Origin of the sequence: Rhodococcoides corynebacterioides NBRC 14404, from assembly GCF_001894765.1 — a bacterium.
GTDB lineage: Bacteria > Actinomycetota > Actinomycetes > Mycobacteriales > Mycobacteriaceae > Rhodococcoides > Rhodococcoides corynebacterioides.
The window spans coordinates 383,304-404,749 of record NZ_BCWV01000004.1 but is presented as its reverse complement, the minus strand read 5'-3'; the positions used below and the strand labels follow the sequence as shown (position 1 = coordinate 404,749).

Sequence of the window (21,446 nt, the reverse complement as noted above, 5' to 3'; positions counted from 1 at the left end):
GCTCGGGACACGCGTCGAGCGTCGACACCACGGCGGGCGCGGCCGTCAGGCCGGCACGGACTCGACGACGAGGTAGCGACGGCCGGAGACCTCGACCCGGGACAGGCCGAGGTGGACCAGAACGTCGGAACCGTCCTTGCGCACCAGCCGCAGTTGCGTGTCCGCCGCCCCGCCGGGCGAGAGGGTCGCGCGGTCGGTGGCGTCGGCGAGGAGCGCCGCGTCGTCCGGATGCACGATGCCGTCACCGGTGAGCGAGGCGAGCTCGTCGGCGTCGTACCCCAGCAACCGCGAGCACGCGGCGTTGAAGAAGGTGAGGGCGCCGGACTCGTCGTGCACCGTCGTGGCGTCGTCGGAGCGGGCGATGCCGTAGTACAGCGACGGCAGACCCCCGCCGTCGGTCGGTGCGTCGCCCTCGGAACCGGTAGGTGGAGTAGCGGACATGGCTCGATGGTGGCACAGCCGGATACGATGCGCGGGGACGGCGGACGTCTCCGGATCGGACCGACGGCACGCTATTGTCGGGTGTCACAGACGGTGTGACAGGTTCGGAGTGTCGCTCGGTGTACGGGCTGATCAGTGTCTCGCGGGGTGTGGTGAGCCGGGGAGGATTCGGTGACATTTCATGGGCGACGACCAGGTATCGCGCCGCCGTCCGTTGGACGCGCTCGTCGTCGAGTTGGCCACCGGCCTGATCGACGCGGATGCCCGTAACGTCGAACGGGTCTACACCACGCTGCTGCGTGACCTGAGCACCGATTTCGGCACCGACACCTGCTTCCTCCGTCACAACGATCACGATCTCGACGTCTCCGTCCTGGTGGCGGAATGGCCGCCGCGACCGTCGATTCCGGATCCGGACCCGCTCGGCGTCGTCCCCTTCCGCGATGCCGATCCGGTCTTCGCGTCCACGCGCGACCAGACCACCGTCATGATCTACCGCCCCAGCGATCAGCCGCGTCCCTACCGGGAGCGGGTGACCACCGGCTCGGGGGAGCCGTCGACCACGATGGTCTCGGTGCCGCTCGTCGGTGAGGGACGCACGCTCGGCGTGCTCGGGTTCGTCTCGTTCCGGGACCGGGTGTGGAGCACCGAGGAGATCGACGCCGTCACGGCCGTCGGCGCGATGCTCGCCCAGGTCCATCGGCGCGTCGCCGCCGAGAACGAATTGCGACGTCATGCGCTGCACGACGAGCTGACCGGTCTGCTCGCGCGCCGCGGCCTGTCCGAGGAACTGCGCACGCGCCTGCGCGGCGACGAGCCGATCGCCGTCCTCTTCGCCGACGTGGATCGGCTGTCCGCGTTGAACGACTTCCTGGGACAGGGGATCGGCGACCGGTTCCTCCGGACCGTCGCCGACCGACTCACCCACCGCCTGCCGAGCGCCGCCATCGCTCGGCTCGGCGGCGACGAGTTCGTCCTCGTCGTCGGCGACGTGGCGACGGCGGCCGACGGCGTCGCTCTGGGCGAGCAGGTGCGGCGCACGATCGCCGAGCCGATGTCCATCGGGGAGGACCGAGTGACGCGGACCGCGAGCATCGGGGTCAGCGTGGGCGCGGAGAACCCCTACGAGCTGCTTCGTCGGGCGGATCGGGCGGCCCTGCGCGCCAAGGCGTCGGGGGGCAACGCGGTGGTCGAGTACGCCGGGGGTACCGCCGACGAGGTGCTCTCCCGCAACGGTCTCGAACTGAGCCTGGTTGACGCCGTCGCGACCGACTCGCTGGTGCTGCACCATCGTCCCGAGGTCGATCTCCGAACCGGTCGCCTGACGGCGGTGGAGTCGTCGGTGCGCTGGCCGCACCCCACGCGGGGACTGCTCGGGCCCGCGGACTTCGTGCCGGTGGCCGACATGTCCAATCTCGCGCCCGAACTGGGCCGGTGGATCGTGGAGCAGACCTGCCGCGCCCACGCGGAGCGGCTCCGCCGCACGGGACGGTCGGATCTCCGCGTGCACGTGACGTTGTCGCCGGGATTCGTGACCTCCGCCGCGTTTCCCGACGCGGTCGCCGCCGCCCTGGATCGGTGCGGTGTCGATCCTCGACTGCTCTGCGTCGGTGTCTCCGAGGTGGGCGTGGTCGACTCCGTGACCCGGACCGCCGACGCTCTCGCCGCGGTGCGCGAATCGGGCGTCCGCATCGCGCTCGACGACGTCGGCAGTGGGTTCGGCTCCCTGCTCCACGTCAAGAGGCTGCCCCTCGACGTGCTCACCGTCGACGCCCGTTTCGTCCGCGACGCCGCCGGCGACGCGGGGGATCGCGCGGTGCTGGCGGCCCTGGCGACGGTCGCGCAGGAGATGTCCCTGGACGCGGTCGCGACGGGCGTCGACACGCCCGAGGCGGTGCGCACGCTGCTCGAGCTCGGCTACGGCCCGGCCCGCGGTGCGGCCGTCGGTCCGTGGTCCGACGACGCACTTTGCGCCACGACGCGCGCGGTCGACCCGCCGACTACCGCTCCGCGGCGCGGGTGACGGTGACCGGAACGCCGTTGAGCACGGCGTTGCCGGCCACGGACTCGATCCGATCCGGGTCGGTCAGATCGTTCACGCTGGGCCCGATCACGGTGCGCGCCACGGAGAGTCGGACGCCGTCGCGTTCGTGACCGAACCCGTGGGGCATGCTCACGACGCCGCGCATGACGTCCTCCGACGCGGCCACGACGGTGCGGACCGACCCGGCGTCCGAGCGCACCTCGACGGTGTCGCCGTCCGCGAGCTGTCGCGGCGCGAGATCGTCCGGGTGCATCAGCAGCGCATGGCGTGGCTTGCCCTTCACCAGGCGTGGCGCGTTGTGCATCCAGGAGTTGTTGCTGCGCAGGTGTCGTCGCCCGACGAGGGTGAGTCCGCCGTCGGCCACGGGGGTGCCGGTCAGCGCGGCCCGGACCCGTGCGACGTCGTCCAGCACCAGCGGCTGGGCGAGGTCGATGCGGCGATTCGGGGTCAGCAGGGCGTCGGGCAGACGCGGCCGGAGCGGGCCGAGGTCGACCCCGTGGGGCGCCCGGCGCAGCGCGCGCAGCGACAGCCCACGGCGCCCACGGCGCAGCAGGACGTCGAGACTGCGCGCCGGGGACAGACGAAAACGCACCTCGCGCACCAGCGATGCCCGCGTGAGGCGCTCGCGCGGGGTCCGGCGACGCAGTGCGGCGTAGCGCAGCGCCAGGTCACGGAACACCTCCCAATCGTGGCGCGTCCCGTCGGGTTTCGGGAGGACGGCGGGGGAGAACTTGGCGACGTTCCGCACGGCGAACGAGGAGAAGATCAGGTCGTAGTGGTCGCGTTCGAGGGCGGTGGTGGACGGCAGGATCACGTCGGCATGGCGGGAGGTCTCGTTGACGTAGATGTCGAAGGACACCATGAAGTCGAGATCGGCGAACGCGTCGTCGAGGCGTCGTCCCCCGGGCGCGGACAGGACGGGATTGCCCGAAGCGACCACCATGGCGCGAATCCGATCCGGACCGTCGACGGTCATCTCGTCCACCAACGTCGACGTCGGCAACTCACCCGAGAACTCCGGGAGGTCGCGGACCCGGCTGCGCCAGAGATCGAAATGACCCTTGCCCGTGATCTTCTGACGCACCAGGTCGACCGCAGGCTCGGTGAACAGCTTGCCGCCGACGCGGTCGAGGTTGCCGGTGAGGATGTCGAGGACGTGGATCGCCCACTGACACACCGTGCCGAACTGCTGCGTCGACACCCCCATCCGGCCGTACACCGCGGCGGACTCGGCCGCGGCGAGCTCGCGGGCCAGTCGACGGACGGTCTCCGCGGGCACCCCCGTCACCTCGGCGACCGCGTCCGGGGTGAAGTCCGCGACCGCAGCGCGCACCTCGGCCACACCGTCGACGTAGTCCGCGGGACGTTCCGCACCGTCGCCCAGGATCACGTGGATCATCGACAGCAGCAGGAAGGCGTCCGAGCCGGGCCGGACGAAGACGTGCTCGTCCGCGACGGCCGCGGTCTCGGTCCGCCGCGGATCGACGACCACCATCCGACCGCCGCGGGCCTGCAGGTCCTTCACCCGGCGCCCGATATCGGGCACGGTCATCATCGAGCCGTTCGAGGCCATCGGATTGGCGCCGAGGACGAGGAAGAACTGCGTGTGGTCGATGTCGGTGATCGGCTGCCGCAGTTGATGACCGAACAGCAGCATGTTGGTCAGCTGATGGGGCAGCTGGTCCAACGACGTCGCCGAGTAGCGGTTGCGGGTGCGCAGCATCGACAGGAACGGGACACCGTGCGTCAGGGCGCCGAGGCTGTGCACGTTCGGATTGCCGACGTAGACGCCGACGGCGTTGCGGCCGTGGGTGTCCCTGATCTCCGAGAGCCGTCGCGCCACGAGGTCGATCGCCTCGTCCCACTCCATCTCCGCCCAGCCGTCCGCGGTGCGACGGACGGGTCGGCGCAGCCGGTCCGGATCGTTCGCGATGTCGACCAGCGCGGTGGCCTTCGGGCAGAGGTGACCGCGCGAGAGCGGGTCCTTCTTGTCGCCCCGAACGGACTCGACCCCCGTCGGTCCCACCGTGTACTCCAGTCCGCACATGGCTTCGCACAGGGCGCAGGTGCCGTACGCGGTGCGCGTGCCGGCGGCGTCGGTCGTCATGAACCACGACGCTAGTCCGCCGACGCTGTCCGCACGCCCCGACGGGCGGACCGGCCCGTCGGCTAAGTTCGCCTCGTGACTCCTCACGACGGTGACGACGACCTGCTGGCACCCCTGGGCGACTGGCCCGTCCCGGCCGTCTCCGCGGCCGTGTTGCGACGCTCCGACGACGGTGTCCGGGTGCTCGCCCGCCACGGCGATGCGGACCGCGTGCAGGAACTGGCCTCGGTCACCAAACTGCTCGTCGCCTACGCCGCCCTCGTCGCGGTGGAGGAGGAAGCCATCGCCCTCGACGAGCCCGCCGGGCCGCCCGGGTCGACCGTCCGGCACCTGTTGGCGCATGCGTCGGGCGTCGGGTTCGACGACCGGACGCCGAGCGCCGAGCCGGGGGAGAAGCGCATCTACTCCAGCGCCGGCTTCGAGCTGCTGGCCGAGCACGTCACCGCACGCACGGGCATCGACTTCCCGGAGTACCTGACGGACGCGGTGCTCGCGCCGTTGGGGATGACGGCGACCGTGTTGGTCGGGTCCGCGGGGCACGGCGCGCGGTCGAGCGCGGCGGACATGACCGCGTTCGCGGCCGAACTGCTCGTGCCGACCCTGCTCGCGCCCGAGACGGTGCGGGACGCCACCGGCGTGCAGTTCCCCGGCCTGGCCGGGATTCTGCCGGGCTACGGATCGCAGCGACCGAACGACTGGGGCCTCGGCTTCGAGATCCGCGACGGCAAGTCGCCGCACTGGACCGGGACCGGCAACTCCCCGCGCACCGTCGGGCACTTCGGCCAGGCGGGCACCTTCTGCTGGGTCGATCCGGATGCGGACCTGGCCGTGGTCGTGCTCGCCGACCGCGCGTTCGGGGACTGGGCCAAGCCGGTGTGGACCGAGCTCTCGGACCGGGTTCTGCGCCGACTCGCCGACTGATCTGCCGCGACACTCCGGACGACTGGTGTAACAGCGGTAACTCGAGGCACACTGGTATGCAGCCATTGCGCAGTCGACTCGTCGGGCCGTTGGGGAAGACGTCCCTCGTCGAGGCTGGAGGCAACGGTGAACGCACGAAATCAGTTCGCGGACGCGACGACGGGTGTGGTCTGGATCCACTCGTCTCCGGCTGCGCTGTGCCCGCATGTGGAATGGGCACTGTCGGACGCGCTGGACGCGCGCGCCAACCTGAAGTGGACCGCGCAGCCCGCGCAGTCCGGTCAGCTGCGGGCCACCACCGAGTGGGTGGGGCCCGTCGGCACCGGCTCGCGCCTGGCCGCGGTCCTGCGCTCGTGGCGCATGCTGCGCTTCGAGGTCACCGAGGACCCCAGTGAGGGCGTCGACGGCGAACGCTTCGCGCACGTCCCCGGACTCGGCCTGTGGCACGGCATCACCGCCGCGAACGGCGACGTAGTCGTGGGGGAGCAGCGCCTCAAGGCGATCCTCGCCGGCGGTGGCGCGGACCTCGCCGCCGACCTCGATCACGCCCTCGGCACGGCCTGGGACGACGAGCTCGAGCAGTTCCGGCTGGGCGGCACCGGCGCCGAGGTGACCTGGCTCGCGAGCTGACCCGGCTCGACCCGTCGGGGCGACCCCCGGCGGGCCGCTACAGCGGGATGTTGTTGTGCCGCCCGCGTCGCGCCGGGGCCTCGGCCAGGGCGCGGGTGAGCGTGCTGCGGGTGGTGCCGGGATCGATGACCGCGTCGACCACGCCGATGCCGACCGCGCGATCGACGCCGCCGGCGATGGCCTCGTGCTCGGCCGTCAGACGATCGTGCAGAGCCTCGCGCTCGTGCTCGGGTGCCGCGGCGAGGGCCTTCTTGTGCAGGATGCCCACGGCCGCCTTCGCGCCCATGACGGCCACCTCGGACTCGGGCCAGGCGTACACCGCGGTGGCGCCCAGCGCGCGGGAGTTCATCGCGATGTACGCGCCGCCGTAGATCTTGCGGGTGACCAGCGTGACGCGGGGGACCGTGGCCTCGGCGAACGCGTGGAGCAGCTTCGCTCCGCGGCGGACGACGCCTTCCCACTCCATGCTGACGCCGGGGAGGTATCCCGGCACGTCCACGACGACGACGAGCGGGATGCCGAACGCATCGCAGAGTCGGACGAACCGTGCGGCCTTCTCCGCGGACTCGGAGTTGAGGCAGCCACCGAGTCGAATCGGGTTGTTGGCGATCACACCGACGGTGCGGCCGCCGAGGCGACCGAGGCCGGTCACGATGCTGCGCGCCCAGCCACCCTGGAACTCCTCGAACGACGATTCGCCCTCGACGTTGTCGAGCAGTTCGTGGATCACCGGGTGCACGTCGTACGCGCGGCGGTTGGAGTCCGGAAGCAGGGCGCGGAGGTCGGTGTCGCCGTGCTCGGCCGCACCCAGATCGAACGTCCCCTGATCGCAGAACATCGAGACCAGGCGCCGGCCGCGTGCCAGCGCGTCCAGTTCGTCCCGGGCGACGATGTGGCAGACGCCGGACTTCTTGTAGTGGGTGTCGGGACCGCCCAGCGACGCCATGTCGACCTGTTCGCCGGTGACACTGCGGACCACGTCGGGACCGGTGACGAACACGCGGCCCTCGGGGGCCATGACGACCACGTCCGTCAGGGCCGGACCGTACGCCGCGCCACCGGCGGCGAAGCCGAGGACGACGGAGATCTGCGGGATGCGGCCCGACGCGCGCACCATGGCCTCGAAGACGAGACCGACGGCGTGGAGCGCCTCGACGCCCTCGGCGAGGCGGGCTCCGCCGGAATGCCAGATGCCGACGATCGGCGCGTTCTCGTCGAGTGCGGTGTCGATGGCCGAGACGATGTGCTTGCAGCCGTCCACACCCATGGCGCCGCCCATGACGGTGGCGTCGGAGCAGTAGGCGATGGTGGGGACTCCGTCGATCTCACCGCGCGCGGCCACGACCCCGGATCGGTCACGGGGGTGCAGGAGCGCGATGGAGGCGGAGTCGAAGAGTCGTTCGAGACGGGCCAGCGGATCGCGGGGATCGACGTCGGCCGCGCCGCGCGCGTGGGGAGCGAGAACGGTCACGGAACTTCTCCTTCTGCCGTCGGTCCGCGTGGCGATCCGGGCCGGGAGTGGTGGGTCGGGGCGGAGCGCGACGGTGATCGCTCACCGTGCGCCCCGCCCCCACCCGGGGGTCGAGCTGCTCTCGCCGTCGGTCAGGCTCGACCGATGGCGAGGGCGACGTTGTGCCCTCCGAAGCCGAACGAGTTGTTCAGCGCGTACCCGATCTCGCCGCGACGGGCTTCGCCCTTGACGACGTCGAGATCGATCTCCGGATCCTGGTTGTCCAGGTTCAGCGTCGGCGGAACGATGCCGTCCCGGACGCTGAGGACGGTGAGGACCGCTTCGAGGGCGCCGACGGCGCCGATCGAGTGGCCCAGCGCCGACTTCGGCGCGTACACCGACGCGTGCTTGCCGACGGCGGCACCGATCGCCGCCGCCTCGGCCGTGTCCCCGATGGGGGTGGCCGTGGCGTGGGCGTTCACGTGCGTGATGTCCGTCGCGGTGAGGCCCGCGGTCTCGATGGCGCGACGCATCGCACGCGCCGCTCCGGTACCGGCCGGATCGGGGGCCACCAGGTGGTAGCCGTCCGACGTGATTCCGGCACCGAGCAGTCGCGCGTGGATGGTCGCGCCTCGAGCCTTGGCGTGCTCCTCGGACTCGATGACCATGAGCGCGCCGGCCTCACCGAACACGAAGCCGTCCCGATCGACGTCGAACGGACGCGAGGCGGCCTTCGGATCGTCGTTGCGCGTGCTCATCGCACGCATCATCGAGAAGCTCGCGATCGGCACCGCGTCGATGTGTCCTTCGACTCCACCCGTGACCACGACGTCGGCATCGCCCATGACGATCATGCGCCACGCGTGTGCGATGGCCTCGGATCCCGACGAGCACGCCGACACGGGCGTGATCACCCCGGCGCGGGCGCCGAGTTCGAGTCCGACGACGGCCGACGGGCCGTTGGGCATGATCATCTGGACCGAGAGCGGAGACACCTTGCGGTACCCGCCCTCGCGCATCTTCTTGTCCGCATCGAGCAGTGCGTCGCCGCCACCGAGACCGGTGCCGATCGAGACGCCGAGGCGCTCCGGATCGACCTCGGGGCTGCCGGCGTTCTTCCAGACTTCCTTGCCCAGAACGAACGCCATCTGCTCGACGTAGCTCATCCGTCGCTGTTCCACTCGGGACAGCAGCGACGACGGGTTCACGGCGAGGTGACCGCCGATGCGAACCGGAAGATCGTACTCGGTGACGAAGTCGTCCTCGAGTACGTCGATACCGCTCTCGCCGTTCAGCAGACCCTTCCACGTGGCGTCGACGTCACCGGCGATCGAGGTGGTGGCCGCGAGCGAGGTCACGACGACGTTGCGGAAGCCCCCGTTGGCTGTGTTGGGCGTGGTCACGGCCTGGCTCACTCGCCTGCGGTGCCGCTCTGGCCCTCGAACTTCGCCTTGATGGCCTCGGCCGCCTCGGGGTTCTCGGACTCGAGCTTCTGGATGTAGGACACGGCGTCACCGACGGTGCGCAGACTCGCGAGGTCCTCGTCCGGGATCTTGACGCCGTACTTGTCCTCGGTCTGGACGGCGATCTCGACCATCGACAGCGAGTCGATGTCCAGGTCGTCGACGAAGGACTTCTCGACGGTCACCTCGGACGGCTCGATGCCGGTGACCTCTTCGATGATCTCGGCGAGTCCGGCGATGAGTTCTTCCTGCGTGGCCACGTAGGTGGCTCCCTTCTGGTTGTGACTGCGTCGTTCCCCGATCGGCCGCGGACGACCGATCGGAAGCAGATCTCGTCCCGGCGGCGCGTGCCGACCGGGTTCCGGCCGACGGACGTCGACCGGGTGGGCCCCGGCGAACCGGGACGCGCGGCAGGGTTCGCCGCGCGCAGTAACCTAGCCGACCGAGACCGGCAGGGTGAGGCCGGAGATGTCCTCCGGAGTCTGGAGAGCCGTGGCGGGCGTGCCGCGCATTTCGCGCTTGGCGATGCCGACCAGGGTGCCCGCGGGCGGGAGTTCGACCAGGTGGGACACCTCGGCCGCCTTCAGGGACGCCGTGCACAGATCCCACCGGACGGGCCGGGTGACCTGCGCGGCGAGCTTGGCGAGAACCTCGGCGCCGGTGGTGACCTCGCGACCGTCGAAGTTCGACAGCAGCCGACGAGTGGGGTCGGCCGGTCGGATCGAGGCAGCGGCGGTGTCGACGGCGTCGCGCGCGGGAGCCATGAAGCGGGTGTGGAAGGCGCCGGCCACGGGGAGCGGACGGATCCGGGCCTTCTCGGGCGGATTCTCGGCGAGTTCGGCGAGACCGGTCAGCAGGCCGGCCGCGACGATCTGGCCGGCGGCGTTCCTGTTGGCGGCCTCGAGACCCAGCTCGGTGAGGCGCTCGAGCACGGCGTCCTCGTCACCGCCCAGCACGGCGGACATGCCGGTCGGGGCCTGCGCGCACGCCTCGGCCATCGCCGCGCCGCGGACGGCCGCCAGGCGCACGGCCTCGTCGGCGGTGATGACACCGGCGACGGCCGCTGCGGCGAGCTCACCGACCGAATGGCCGGCGACGACCAGGTTCTCGGGGAGGCCGTGGGTGCGATCGAACTCCTCGAACGCGAGCAGGGCTGCCGCGACGACCAGCGGCTGGGTCACCGCGGTGTCGGTGATCTCGTCCGCGCCGGCGGTGGTGCCGAGGCGAACGAGGTCGAGTCCGGAAGCCTGCGACCACACGGCGAGACGGTCGGCGGCTCCGGGGAGTTCGAGCCACGGCGTCAGCATGCCGGGTTTCTGAGAGCCCTGTCCGGGCGAGAGCAACGCAATCACGGACATAAGAGAACACTGTGAGGCCCTCTCGAGGAGATGTCGTCCGCGATGAACCTTCTCGCCTCCATTTGTCGGAACCCTACAAACCCCCTGCAGAGAGCGTCGCATCGCTCGGAGCGCAAGATTCGTTACCGTATGAGGTTTCCAAATGTTCCCGCTGTGACGCTTGTTATCGGTGATGGACTTTCGTTATGCGATTGCGCCAGTCTTCCCACTGTTGCAGCGACACGAAGCACGTACGCGTCCCGTGCGTTGGTGGGGTCGCGGCCGGTGACGTCGGCGATGCGCTTCAGTCGGTAGCGGACAGTATTTGGATGAACAAACAGTGATCTTGCACAAGTCTCGACCGCGCCACCGCAGTCGAGGTAGGCGTCGAGCGTGTCCGACAGGCCGCCGCCCGCCGCCGCGAGCGGGGTCACGATCACGTCGTTCAGCGTGGCGACCGCCGCCGGATCACCCAGCAACGCTCGTTCCGGCAACAACTCGCCCGCGTGCACCGGCCGAGGCGCACCGCGCCAGCCGACCACCGCCTGCATGCCGGCGAACGCTTCCACTGCACTCGAATGCGCGGCGCCCAGCGTGCGCGTGGTCGGACCGACCACCACCGGATCGGTCGAGAAGTTCGCCATCAGATCGTCCAGGAACGCCGCCGAGGCGGCGTCACCCGACATCGAGCCGCTCACCACCATCACCAACCGCGTGCCCTGCACCACCGCCAGGGCCGCGCGGCCGTGGCGGCTGGCCACCGCGTGCACGGTGCCGACCACCGACACGCCCTGATCGGGCGGAGGCGACCCCACCAGCACCGTGGCCGGGGCCGTCGCGTCCCAGTTGAGCGTCGCCGCGCGCGAGAGCATGTCCGACCCGGTGTCCCCCCGCACCACGGCGTCGACCACGAGCGCCTCGAGGCGTGTGTCCCAGGCACCGCGGGACTCCGCCGCGCTCGCGTACACCGACGCCGCCGCGAAACCCAGCTCACGCCCGTACCGGAGCACCGCCTCGGTGAGCGCCACCAACTGCTCGTCGTTTCGGGCCAGCGCCGGCAGCCACTGCTCGAAGAACTCCATGGCCACGCGGACCATGTCGACGGTCTGACGCAGGGTCAGGCGCCGCGCCAGGTCCTGCGGGATCACCTGGAACGCGTCGAGGCTGAACCGGATGTCGCTCTCCGGATTCTGCAGCCATTCGAGGAAGTTCACGACGGCCGTCTGCACCAGCAACTGCACACTGGCCCGCTGCGAGGCATCCAGGTCGCGCACGAAGGGCAGCTGCCCCTCCATCTGCGTCAACGCCTCCGTCGACAGACGGGACGAGAACTGCTTGACCCGGCGCAACAGGGCGTCGGGCAGCGGCACACGTTCCTGCCGAGCACGCCGCAGGGCCGCGCCGGGTGTTCCCACCTCGGCAGCGGCCCTGCGGAGTTCACGACGTTCCCGGATGCGCTCGGCGTCCCGCGCCGACTCGGTGTCCCCGCCGGACGCGGGCGCGTCGGGCGCGGGGGAGGCGTCGGTCATGGATCGAACCTACGCCCCGCCCCCCGCCGCGACGGTCAGGCGACGCCGGGGTCGGAGGTGGAGATCGGTGCGGCGAGGACGTCGTCGATCTGGTAGCGCTCGGCGGCTTCGACGGCCTTGTCCGCGTCGACCTGTCCGGCCTTGGCCAGCGCGGAGAGCACGGCGACGACGATGGATTCGGCGTCGACGTTGAAGTGTCGACGCGCGGCGGTGCGGGTGTCGGAGAACCCGAAACCGTCGGTGCCGAGCGTGACGTAGTCACCGGGAACCCACTGGCGGATCTGATCGGGCACCGCCCGCATCCAGTCGGAGGCGGCGACGAAGGGGCCCTGCGCGTCCTGCAGCTTCTGCGTCACGTACGGCACCCGCGGGTTCTCGCCCGGGTTGCGCAGCGCCTCGGTCTCGGCGTCGACACCGTCGCGGCGCAGCTCGCCCCAGCTGGTGACCGACCAGACGTCGGCGGACACCCCGTAGTCCTCGGCGAGCAACTCCTGCGCCCGCAGACCCGACGGCATGCCGACTCCCGAGACCAGGATCTGCGCCTTGGGGCCGTCGTCCTGTCCCTTCTGGAACAGGTAGATGCCCTTGAGCAGACCCTCGACGTCGAGGTTCTCCGGCTCCGCCGGCTGACGGTAGGGCTCGTTGTAGAGGGTGATGTAGTAGAAGATGTTCTCCCCACCGAACCCCGGCTCGAGCTCTCCATCGGACCCGACGGTGCCCCCGTACATCCGTCGCAGACCGTCCTTGACGATGTGCGCGATCTCGAACGAGAACGCCGGGTCGTACGCCACGGCGGCCGGGTTGGTCGACGCGAGCAGCAGCGAGTGCCCGTCGGCGTGCTGGAGGCCCTCACCGGTGAGGGTGGTGCGGCCGGCGGTGGCGCCGAGGACGAACCCGCGGGCCATCTGGTCCGCCGCCGCCCACAGGCCGTCGCCGGTGCGCTGGAAACCGAACATCGAGTAGAAGATGTACAGCGGGATCATCGGCTCGCCGTGGGTGGCGTAGGAGGTGCCGACGGCGGTGAACGACGACGTCGACCCGGCCTCGTTGATGCCCTCGTGTAGGATCTGCCCGGTGGAGTTCTCCTTGTAGGCGAGCATCAGCTCCGCATCGACCGAGGTGTAGAGCTGGCCGTTGCGGTTGTAGATCTTCAGCGACGGGAACCACGAGTCCATCCCGAAGGTGCGGGCCTCGTCGGGGATGATCGGCACCACGCGGTGCCCGATCTCCTTGTCGCGCAGCAGTTCCTTCATCACGCGCACCAACGCCATGGTGGTCGCGACTTCCTGCTTGCCGGACCCCTTCATGATCGACTTGTACGTCGAGTCCGGCGGCATCGGCAGGGGCTTGGCCGACGTGCGCCGCTCGGGGACGAACCCGCCGAGCGCCTTGCGGCGATCGAGCATGTACTGGATCTCCGGCGCGTCCGGCCCCGGGTGGTAGTACGGGGGCAGGTACGGGTCCTTCTCGAGCTCCTCGTCGGAGATCGGGATGTGCTGGATGTCGCGGAACGCCTTGAGGTCGTCGAGGGTCAGCTTCTTCATCTGGTGCGTGGCGTTGCGGCCCTCGAAGTGCTTGCCCAGGGTGTAGCCCTTGATGGTGTGGGCCAGGATCACCGTCGGCTGACCCTTGTGCGCCATCGCCGCGGCGTAGGCCGCGTGCACCTTGCGGTAGTCGTGCCCACCGCGCTTGAGGTTCCAGATGTCGCTGTCGGAGAGGTCCTTGACCAACTCCTTCGTCCGCGGGTCGCGGCCGAAGAAGTGATCGCGGACGTAGCCGCCGTCGTTGGCCTTGTACGTCTGGAAGTCACCGTCGGGGGTGGTGTTCATCAGGTTCACCAGCGCACCGTCGCGGTCCGCGTGCAGCAGCGCGTCCCACTCGCGACCCCAGATCACCTTGATGACGTTCCAGCCCGCACCGCGGAAGAACGACTCGAGTTCCTGGATGATCTTGCCGTTGCCGCGCACCGGGCCGTCGAGGCGCTGGAGGTTGCAGTTGATGACGAAGGTCAGGTTGTCCAGACCCTCGGTGGCCGCCACGTGCGCCAACCCGCGCGATTCGGGCTCGTCCATCTCGCCGTCGCCGAGGAACGCCCACACGTGCTGATCGGAGGTGTCCTTGATGCCGCGGTCGTCGAGGTAGTGGTTGAACCGCGCCTGGTAGATCGCGTTCATCGGGCCCAGGCCCATCGACACCGTCGGGAACTCCCAGAAGTCCTGCATCAGCCGCGGATGCGGGTACGACGGCAGACCGCCGCCGGAATCGGCGTGGCTGTACTCCTGGCGGAATCCGTCCATCCGCTCGGCCGGGATGCGGCCCTCGAGGAACGCGCGGGCGTAGATGCCGGGGGAGGCGTGACCCTGGATGAAGATGTGGTCGCCGCCGCCGGGGTGGTCCTTGCCGCGGAAGAAGTGGTTGAAGCCCACCTCGTACAACGCCGCCGAGGACGCGTAGGTGGAGATGTGGCCGCCGACGCCGACGCCGGGGCGCTGCGCGCGGTGCACCATGATCGCCGCGTTCCAGCGGATCCACGCGCGGTACCGACGCTCCATCGACTCGTCGCCGGGGAACCACGGCTCGTTCTCGGTGGGAATGGTGTTGACGTAGTCGGTGGAGGTCAGCGACGGAATCGCCACCCGCTTCTCACCGGCCCGCTCGAGCATCCGCAACATCAGATACCGAGCACGCTGCGGACCGGACCGCTCGAGGAGCTGATCGAACGATTCCATCCACTCCGAGGTCTCCTCCGAGTCGATGTCCGGGAGGTACGAGGCCACCCCCTCTCGGATCACTCGCACCCGGCCGTCCGAGTTCGCACTCCGAGCCACTGCGCCGACGTCGGCCGCAGCCCCGTCGCGCCCTTCCTTGGTCGCTTCCGACAACGTCTCTCCTCGATCTGGCGGGTGCGTGGTGGTGCCCCGTTCCATCGCGGGTCGGTCCTGTGACGCCGACTCGCTTTTCGGTCTCATGGTGATCGTGGTCAATCCTGCCCCATCGACCCCCGTCCGGTGCAGGTGGTCTGGTAATGGGTACCCGTGAAATCAATGCAACGGTTGGCGGGTGCGTCGGCTTGCGCCGGGGCGCCCGAGCATGTTCGCTTTGTCTACTGCACACTTTCTTCACGGGCCGAGGCCAACTCGGACCTGCACGGCCCTGCTTCACCACCCCACCCATGAGGAGGACACGACCGTGGTCGCCGCGGCGGACGATCGGAACTACGCCCACAAGCTCGGAATCACCCACGACATGGTCGTGCAGGAATTGGGTTGGGACGAGGACACCGACGAAGACCTGCGGGCCTCCGTCGAAGAGACCATCGGTGGCGAGACCGTCGACGAGGATTCCGACGAGGTGGTCGACGTCGTGCTGCTGTGGTGGCGTGACGGCGACGGCGATCTGGTCGACGCACTCATGGACGCCATCACGCCGCTGTCCGACGACGGGTTCGTCTGGGTGCTCACGCCCAAGACCGGACAGTCCGGGCACGTCGAACCCAGCGAGATTGCCGAGTCCGCCCCCACGGCCGGTCTGACGCAGACGTCGTCGACCAACCTCGGGTCCTGGATCGGCAGCCGCCTGGTGCAGCCCAAGGCTCGCCCCACCAAGCGCTGATGCCTCTCGAGGTGGGCGCGCAGGCGCCCGAGTTCACGCTCAAGGATCAGAACAATCAGCCCGTCTCGCTGTCCGACTATCGCGGACGCAAGAACGTGCTGCTGATCTTCTTTCCGCTCGCCTTCACCGGCACCTGCCAGGGCGAGCTGTGCCGAGTCCGCGACGAGCTCCCGAAGTTCGAGAACGACGAGACGGCCGTCGTCGCCATCTCCGTCGGCCCGCCGCCCACCCACAAGATCTGGGCGGCCGAGCAGGGCTACCTCTTCCCCCTGCTGTCCGACTTCTGGCCCCACGGCGAGGTCGCGCAGCGGTACGGGGTGTTCAACGAGAAGCTGGGCTTCGCCAACCGCGGGACCTTCCTCGTCGACACCGAGGGCGTCATCCGGTTCGCGGAGATGATGGGACCGGGCGAAGCCCGTGACCAGGGCGCTTGGGAGAACGCGCTCGCCACGTTAGGGTCTTGACCGCGTTCGCCGGGGGTTCTCGAGCCGGCACGCGAGGGCGTATAGCTCAGCGGTAGAGCTCTGGTTTTACACACCAGCGGTCGGGGGTTCGAACCCCTCTGCGCCCACTCTCCTGCTGCCCTCCGCTCCCGCTGCTGCGCACCGCGCGAGGGGGCGGGGTCGAGCGGCTCCCCGGTTCAGGAGTGGCTCCCCGGATCGGGGGCGCCGGGCCGTAACCGGGGAGCCGCTCGCCTCAGAACACCTCGCGGTAGAGGTCCTCGATCTGCTCGGCGGTGGGGACGACGGGGTTGTTGTTCGGCGAGCCCGACGCCAGGGCCTGCTGCGCCATGGTGGGGATGAGGCGGTCCCACTCGGCCCGGTCGATGCCGTGGCTCGACGGCGTGGGGACCTCGACGTCGGCGCAGAGCTGCTCGAGGTAGGTGACCAGCTGCGCCGCCGCAACGGAGTCGTCGTCACCTGCGGCAGCCGCCCCGAGCTGACGGGCGCACTCGGCGTAGCGGGCCTCGGCGCCGGACACGGAGAACCGGGTGACGGCCGGCAGCAGCATGGCGTTCGAGAGTCCGTGCGCCACATGGAAGTTGCCGCCGATGGGCCGGCTCATTCCGTGCACCAGGCAGACGCTCGAGTTGGAGAACGCCATTCCGGCCTGGGTCGCCGCCACCATCATGGCGCCGCGGGCCTCACGGTCCTCGCCGTCCCGGTACACCCGGAGCAGGTAGCGGCCGATGGTGCGCATGGCGTTGAGCGCCAACGCATCCGCGATCGGGTTGTTCTTCGCCGACACGTACGCCTCGATGGCATGGGTGAGGGCGTCGACGCCGGTGTCGGCCGAGAGTCGCGCCGGCATGCTGACCGTGAGGTCGGGGTCGACGACCGCGGCGATCGGCAGGAACGACAACCCCGGACACAGCATCTTCTCGTCCGTCGCACTGTCGGTGATGACCGTGAACTGCGTTGCCTCGGAACCGGATCCGGCCGTCGTGGGCACGGCCACGATGGGCAGCGCGGGTCCGGTGTACGGGCCGGGGGCGCGGTAGTCGTTCATCCGACCCCCACCGCGGACGAGGACGGAGACGGCCTTCGCGGTGTCCATCGGGCTGCCCCCGCCGAAGCCGATCACCACGTCCGCGTCGTGCGCGACGGCCGCCTCGACCGCGGCCGTCAGCGAGTCGGTGGTGGGGTCCGGCACCGTGTCGGAGAACAGCGCACCGTCCATGCCCGCGGCGGCGACGAGGTCCATCATTCGTCCGGCGGCGCCGGTGCTCACCAGGAAGGCGTCGGTGACGACGAGCGGGCGGCGCACGTCCAGATCGGTGAGCACCGCACCGATGTCGTCCAGTGCCCCGGAACCGACGCGCAAAAATCGAGGGAACGAGAGCGAGGTCGCCATGCGGCTCGATGAACTGGTCGCCATACGGCTCAGTGTGCCCGCTTCGGAAGCGCGAACACCAACAGAAACGCCGCAACGGCGAAGGCCGCGCTGACACCCATCGCGTGGGCGGCGGCGTCGGTGAAGCCGGTGGCCAGGGCGTCCGGTCCGGGGCCGGCGACGGTGAGCGACCCGAACAGGACGCTGCCGATGATCGCGATGCCGATGGCGCTGCCGATGCGCTGCATCGTGGAGATGACACCGCTGGCGGCTCCGGCATCGGGGCGGTCGACGGTGGCGACGATGAACTGCGCGTTGGGGGCGATGAAGGCACCGTTGCCGAGGCCCGCGACGAAGAGCGGAACCAGCAGCTTCCAGTTGGTGAGGTCCGCGGCCTCGGTGGTGAGCAGGATCAGCCAGGCCGCGATCAGGCCGATGCTCTCGAGCCCGGCGCCGAGCAGAAGCACGCGTCGCCCGAGCCGCTCCGCCAGTCGGTTCGACTGCGAGGACGAGACGATGCTGCCGATCGCGAACGGGATGGACACCACACCCGAGGCCAGCGCGGTGTTGCCCAGACCGGTCTGCCACAGGATCGAGATGGTGAAGAAGATGGAGGTGAAGGCGGCGAAGTAGACCAACGCGAGGATCACGCCGCCGGTGAACGCCGGACGAGTGAATAGCCGTGGCGGGACCAGGGGAGTGCGGCCGCTGCGGGTGTAGCGCACCTCCCAGGCGCCGAAGAGCGCGAGCAGCAGACCGCCGACCACGAGCGTGACCACCGTCCAGGCCGGCCAGCCGGTGTCCTGCCCCTCGATCAGCGGAACCAGGAGCGCGACCAGGCCGGCGGTGACGAGGAGCAAGCCGACCCAGTCGATACCGCGGTCCGCGGCTCCGGCGCCGACCTCGTCGTGCGTCGGCAGGATCTTCGCCGCGAGCAGGACCCCGGCGATGCCGAAGGGCAGGTTGACCAGGAACACCAGGCGCCAGCCGCTGTCCGGGCCGACGGCCTCGATGATGAGCCCGCCGATGATGGGGCCGAGGGCGCTGGAGACACCGATGACGGCGCCCATGATGGCGAAGGCCTTGCCGCGCAGCTGCGGCGGGAAGAGCAGCTGGATGAAGGCCGTGACGGCGGGGACGAAGATGCCACCCGCGAGGCCCTGGACGATCCGCGCCGCCACCAGCTGCACGTCGTTCTGCGCCAGGCCGCACGCGAGGCTGGCGACCGTGAAGATCGCGAGGCCGGTGACGAAGATCCACTTGTGCCCGATGCGGTCGCCCACCCGGCCGGCCGGGATGAGCGCGAGCCCGAAGGCCAGGGCGTACCCGGAAATGATCCACGACAGCGTCGCCTCACCGGCGTCCAGCGAGGTGCGGATGGTGGGGAGCGCGACATTGACGATGGTGGTGTCCAGCAGGGCGATGAACATGCCCATGAGCAGCACCATCAGGGACTGCCAGGCGCGCCGGGAGACGGCGGGAGCGGACGCGTCCGAGGTGGACGACGACGCGGGAGAACTGGTGGACACCCTCGAAACCTTTCGCACAGGGAACAACTTGCCTAGCCTGATTCGGCACACCGACAACCGTCGGACCGTGGATGCCGAGGACGGGTACCGACCCGAGCGAGTACCCGCGTCGTACGCTGCGGGAACACCGGACAGAACGGACGCGGGCAGCAGGGACGGGGGAGCGATGGAGACGACGCGATCGGAATCGGTGGCAGGCGCGCCGACCGGGCGTCGGGTGTCGGTGTTCGCCGACGATGCGCTCGGCCGACACGACGCGGTGGGTCTGGCCGACGCGATTCGGCGGCGGGAGGTCTCGCCGGCCGAGGTGCTCGCGGCGACCCGCGATCGGCTGGCGGCGGCAGCCGAGCTGAACGCGCTGGTGGGGCCGGCGTTCGAGACGCCCGTCGCCGGGCGCGCGGCCGGACCGTTCGGCGACGTCCCGACGCTGCTCAAGGACAACAGCGACCTCGCCGGCGTTCCGACCGGCCAGGGATCGGAGATCGTTCGCGCGTCCCCGGCGTCGGCGCACGGCCCGGTGGCCCGCGAGCTGCTGCGGATGGGCATGACCATCGTCGCGAAGTCCACGTTGCCGGAGTTCGGACTCAGCGCGTCCACCGAGTTCCCGACGCGTCCGCCCACCCGTAATCCCTGGCACACCGGCTACTCGTCGGGGGCGTCGTCGGGCGGGTCGGCCGCTCTGGTGGCCGCGGGGGCGGTGACGCTGGCCCACGCCAACGACGGCGGCGGGTCCATTCGCATCCCCGCCGCATGCTGCGGACTGGTGGGCCTCAAACCGTCGCGCGGGCGGTTCGTGCTGCCGACCGTCGAGAAGATGCTGCCGGTGCCCATCGTCGCGGACGGGGTGGTCACGCGCAGCGTGCGCGACACCGCACGGTTCTGGGCGGAGGCCGACCGGCACTCGTCGCGATCGCTGCGGCCGATCGGATCGGTGACGGGACCGTCGGCGCGGCGGCTCCGCGTCGGGCTGGTCCTGTCCTCGCTCGCGGGCAACGGCATCGACGACCCCACCCGTCGCGCCGCCGAGGATGCGGCCGCGTTGGTCGAGTCGCTCGGTCATCGGGTGGAGCCGATCGATCGACTGCCCATCGACGCCGGGTTCCCCGACGACTTCGTGCGGTACTGGTCCTTCCTGGCCTTCGCGCTGCAGCACTCGACGCCGCGCGCACCCGGCACGACCCTCCGGGACTTCGATCCGCTCACCGTCGGTCTGGCCGACCGCTTCCGTCGCGACGCGTGGCGGCTTCCGGCCGTGATCCGTCGACTGCGTCGCGCCGCCGCGGACTACGCCACGATGTTCGCGTCCGTCGACGTGGTGCTCTCCCCGGTGACGGGACAGGCCACCCCGCCGCTGGGCTACCTGTCGCCCCGGGTGCCGTTCGATCTGCTGCTCGAGCGGCTGACCGACGTCGCGGCCTTCACTCCTCTGCACAACGTGGTGGGGGCGCCGGCGATCAGCCTGCCGCTGGGCCCGCCGTCCCCGGCTCCGCTGGGCATGATGTTCTCGGCGCGACAGGGCGACGATCGCACTCTGCTGGAGTTGGCCTTCGAACTCGAGCGGGCCGCGCCGTGGGCCGGCCTCGGTGGCTCGGGACGCGCCGCGGATCGACGCGTCGACCCGCGCGGAGGAACCGGAACGCGACCGACTTCGGAGTACTGATCGGGGTCGTCGACCGCTTGGGTCGTAGCAGCCCCACGGCCCGAGCTGGGGGCTTAGTGTTCGGTCACAGTACGAGCCGGTGACCGAAGGGGTGTCCGATGTCGGTGGGAATCACGATCGTCGACCTGTTGACCCGCATCTCCTACTTGTTCCGCGGGTGGGAATTCTGACCGGACCGCACCACCCGGGCGCCGAACACGATGGAGGCGTCGGTCAGCGCCACGCTCATCGCGGGACGACGTCCGTGCAGGTGGCCCAGGGGTCCGTCGGGCGCGAAGGTCCAGGTGGCGCCCAGCGTGCGGATGCGCGGGTAGAGGCGATTGCGGGAGATCACGCGTCGTCCGTCCAGCGCCTGCGCCGTGGTGAGGGGAATCGCGATCGAGCCGGGTAACGACGCGCGGCCGACCGTCGCGTCGAGAGACGCGACGGCGGCACCGTCCTTCGTCATGGAGGCGGTGACGCGGCGGCCGGAACTCTCGCGTCGGAAGTCCCCGAGATGTTTGGGGATCGACCACAGTTCCCGTCCACCCGTGCGGGATTGCGCGCTGTCCACCCAGATGTCCGGAATGGTGGCCATGATCGAGGCGCCGCGGCGGACGAGGATCGACCCGATCAGTTCGTCGTAGGTCAGCACACCGCCCGAGGTGTAGCGGACGAACGCCGCACCGACCACGGCGCGGCCCCCGACGGTGACCGGTCGAACGGCCGCGTCGCGCACCGTGTCGGTGATCCGGGCGGGCAACTCCCGTGTGGGGACGAGGAAGGTGGACACGAGCAGGGTTCCCCCGAGGTACCAGGGTTCGGGCGGGTAGGTCTCGCCGTCCTCGCCGATGTGCCAGTCCGCCGCCCGTAGCTCCGTCATGCGAGCCAGGATAGCCGATACGTGGACG

Annotated in this window: 17 protein-coding genes and 1 tRNA gene; 7 read left to right on the top strand and 11 right to left on the bottom strand. The window is 70.2% G+C overall.

The annotated features are described in order from the left end of the window. Positions 1 to 45: 45 nt before the first annotated feature. The gene (locus RC2_RS11200; RefSeq protein WP_068146840.1) at positions 46 to 441 is read right to left on the bottom strand and encodes a PAS domain S-box protein; all 396 of its coding nucleotides are present in this window, start codon (positions 439 to 441) and stop codon (positions 46 to 48) included. 181 nt (positions 442 to 622) lie between these two features. Between RC2_RS11200 and RC2_RS11195 the strand changes: the two genes are divergently transcribed. Further along, the gene (locus RC2_RS11195; RefSeq protein ID WP_068146837.1) at positions 623 to 2,464 is read left to right on the top strand and encodes a GGDEF and EAL domain-containing protein; all 1,842 of its coding nucleotides are present in this window, start codon (positions 623 to 625) and stop codon (positions 2,462 to 2,464) included. Here RC2_RS11195 and RC2_RS11190 read toward each other — a convergent pair. Next, positions 2,442 to 4,592: a molybdopterin-dependent oxidoreductase gene (locus tag RC2_RS11190; protein WP_068146836.1), complete on the bottom strand. Its 2,151-nt coding sequence runs from the start codon at positions 4,590 to 4,592 to the stop codon at positions 2,442 to 2,444. The two genes, RC2_RS11195 and RC2_RS11190, sit on opposite strands and share 23 nt — an antisense overlap. A 75-nt stretch (positions 4,593 to 4,667) precedes the next feature. On the opposite strand from RC2_RS11190, the gene RC2_RS11185 reads away from it, so the two are divergent. Together RC2_RS11185 and RC2_RS11180 are read left to right on the top strand one after the other, a co-directional pair. Then, positions 4,668 to 5,513, top strand: a complete 846-nt coding sequence (locus RC2_RS11185; RefSeq protein ID WP_245811077.1) for a serine hydrolase domain-containing protein — start codon at positions 4,668 to 4,670, stop codon at positions 5,511 to 5,513. Positions 5,514 to 5,639: 126 nt separating this feature from the next. Beyond that, entirely contained in the window at positions 5,640 to 6,143 is a 504-nt protein-coding gene (locus tag RC2_RS11180; RefSeq protein ID WP_068146832.1) for a DUF3145 domain-containing protein, read from the top strand. 37 nt (positions 6,144 to 6,180) lie between these two features. Here RC2_RS11180 and RC2_RS11175 read toward each other — a convergent pair whose 3' ends face one another. From RC2_RS11175 to aceE, 6 genes are all read right to left on the bottom strand, one after another. Beyond that, positions 6,181 to 7,614: an acyl-CoA carboxylase subunit beta gene (locus tag RC2_RS11175; RefSeq protein WP_068146829.1), complete on the bottom strand. Its 1,434-nt coding sequence runs from the start codon at positions 7,612 to 7,614 to the stop codon at positions 6,181 to 6,183. A gap of 131 nt (positions 7,615 to 7,745) precedes the next feature. Next, positions 7,746 to 8,996: a KasA/KasB family beta-ketoacyl-ACP synthase gene (locus tag RC2_RS11170; protein WP_068147195.1), complete on the bottom strand. Its 1,251-nt coding sequence runs from the start codon at positions 8,994 to 8,996 to the stop codon at positions 7,746 to 7,748. An 8-nt stretch (positions 8,997 to 9,004) separates the two neighbouring features. After that, the gene (acpM, locus tag RC2_RS11165; RefSeq protein ID WP_068100291.1) at positions 9,005 to 9,316 is read right to left on the bottom strand and encodes a meromycolate extension acyl carrier protein AcpM; all 312 of its coding nucleotides are present in this window, start codon (positions 9,314 to 9,316) and stop codon (positions 9,005 to 9,007) included. A gap of 174 nt (positions 9,317 to 9,490) precedes the next feature. Continuing rightward, the gene (locus RC2_RS11160; RefSeq protein ID WP_068147193.1) at positions 9,491 to 10,408 is read right to left on the bottom strand and encodes an ACP S-malonyltransferase; all 918 of its coding nucleotides are present in this window, start codon (positions 10,406 to 10,408) and stop codon (positions 9,491 to 9,493) included. A gap of 128 nt (positions 10,409 to 10,536) precedes the next feature. Beyond that, positions 10,537 to 11,922 carry a PucR family transcriptional regulator gene (locus tag RC2_RS11155; RefSeq protein WP_082895424.1) on the bottom strand — a complete coding sequence of 462 codons (1,386 nt, stop codon included), beginning with the start codon at positions 11,920 to 11,922 and terminating at the stop codon, positions 10,537 to 10,539. 35 nt (positions 11,923 to 11,957) lie between these two features. Continuing rightward, positions 11,958 to 14,849, bottom strand: coding sequence for a pyruvate dehydrogenase (acetyl-transferring), homodimeric type (gene aceE / locus RC2_RS11150; protein ID WP_245811076.1), 2,892 nt, complete (start codon positions 14,847 to 14,849; stop codon positions 11,958 to 11,960). 262 nt (positions 14,850 to 15,111) lie between these two features. On the opposite strand from aceE, the gene RC2_RS11145 reads away from it, so the two are divergent. The 3 genes from RC2_RS11145 (at position 15,112) to RC2_RS11135 (ending at position 16,105) form a co-directional block, all read left to right on the top strand. Beyond that, a complete protein-coding gene (locus tag RC2_RS11145; protein ID WP_068146827.1) occupies positions 15,112 to 15,534 on the top strand; it encodes a DUF3052 domain-containing protein in 423 nt (140 codons plus the stop codon). Further along, entirely contained in the window at positions 15,534 to 15,998 is a 465-nt protein-coding gene (locus tag RC2_RS11140) for a peroxiredoxin (protein WP_068146824.1), read from the top strand. Before RC2_RS11145 ends, RC2_RS11140 begins: the two co-directional genes overlap by 1 nt. A 35-nt stretch (positions 15,999 to 16,033) precedes the next feature. Then, a tRNA-Val gene (locus RC2_RS11135) sits at positions 16,034 to 16,105 on the top strand. Positions 16,106 to 16,230: 125 nt separating this feature from the next. Here the strand turns inward: RC2_RS11135 and RC2_RS11130 are convergent. Beyond that, on the bottom strand, positions 16,231 to 17,388 hold the full coding sequence (locus RC2_RS11130; protein ID WP_068146819.1) for an iron-containing alcohol dehydrogenase: 1,158 nt from the start codon (positions 17,386 to 17,388) through the stop codon (positions 16,231 to 16,233). 29 nt (positions 17,389 to 17,417) lie between these two features. Next, positions 17,418 to 18,896, bottom strand: coding sequence for a DHA2 family efflux MFS transporter permease subunit (locus RC2_RS11125; RefSeq protein WP_072681390.1), 1,479 nt, complete (start codon positions 18,894 to 18,896; stop codon positions 17,418 to 17,420). Between the two features lie 166 nt (positions 18,897 to 19,062). On the opposite strand from RC2_RS11125, the gene RC2_RS11120 reads away from it, so the two are divergent. Continuing rightward, positions 19,063 to 20,556, top strand: a complete 1,494-nt coding sequence (locus tag RC2_RS11120; protein ID WP_072681388.1) for an amidase — start codon at positions 19,063 to 19,065, stop codon at positions 20,554 to 20,556. A gap of 142 nt (positions 20,557 to 20,698) precedes the next feature. Here the strand turns inward: RC2_RS11120 and RC2_RS11115 are convergent, their stop codons facing one another. After that, positions 20,699 to 21,418 carry an acetoacetate decarboxylase family protein gene (locus RC2_RS11115; protein ID WP_068146810.1) on the bottom strand — a complete coding sequence of 240 codons (720 nt, stop codon included), beginning with the start codon at positions 21,416 to 21,418 and terminating at the stop codon, positions 20,699 to 20,701. Positions 21,419 to 21,446 lie beyond the last annotated feature (28 nt).

Bases quoted from the DNA above. Each gene is read 5' to 3' on its own strand.
- RC2_RS11200 (WP_068146840.1), bottom strand. From the start codon at position 441: ATGTCCGCTACTCCACCTACCGGTTCCGAGGGCGACGCACCGACCGAC.
- RC2_RS11195 (WP_068146837.1), top strand. From the start codon at position 623: ATGGGCGACGACCAGGTATCGCGCCGCCGTCCGTTGGACGCGCTCGTC.
- RC2_RS11190 (WP_068146836.1), bottom strand. From the start codon at position 4,592: ATGACGACCGACGCCGCCGGCACGCGCACCGCGTACGGCACCTGCGCC.
- RC2_RS11155 (WP_082895424.1), bottom strand. From the start codon at position 11,922: ATGACCGACGCCTCCCCCGCGCCCGACGCGCCCGCGTCCGGCGGGGAC.
- aceE (WP_245811076.1), bottom strand. From the start codon at position 14,849: ATGGAACGGGGCACCACCACGCACCCGCCAGATCGAGGAGAGACGTTG.
- RC2_RS11140 (WP_068146824.1), top strand. From the start codon at position 15,534: ATGCCTCTCGAGGTGGGCGCGCAGGCGCCCGAGTTCACGCTCAAGGAT.
- RC2_RS11130 (WP_068146819.1), bottom strand. From the start codon at position 17,388: ATGGCGACCTCGCTCTCGTTCCCTCGATTTTTGCGCGTCGGTTCCGGG.
- RC2_RS11120 (WP_072681388.1), top strand. From the start codon at position 19,063: ATGGAGACGACGCGATCGGAATCGGTGGCAGGCGCGCCGACCGGGCGT.
- RC2_RS11115 (WP_068146810.1), bottom strand. From the start codon at position 21,418: ATGACGGAGCTACGGGCGGCGGACTGGCACATCGGCGAGGACGGCGAG.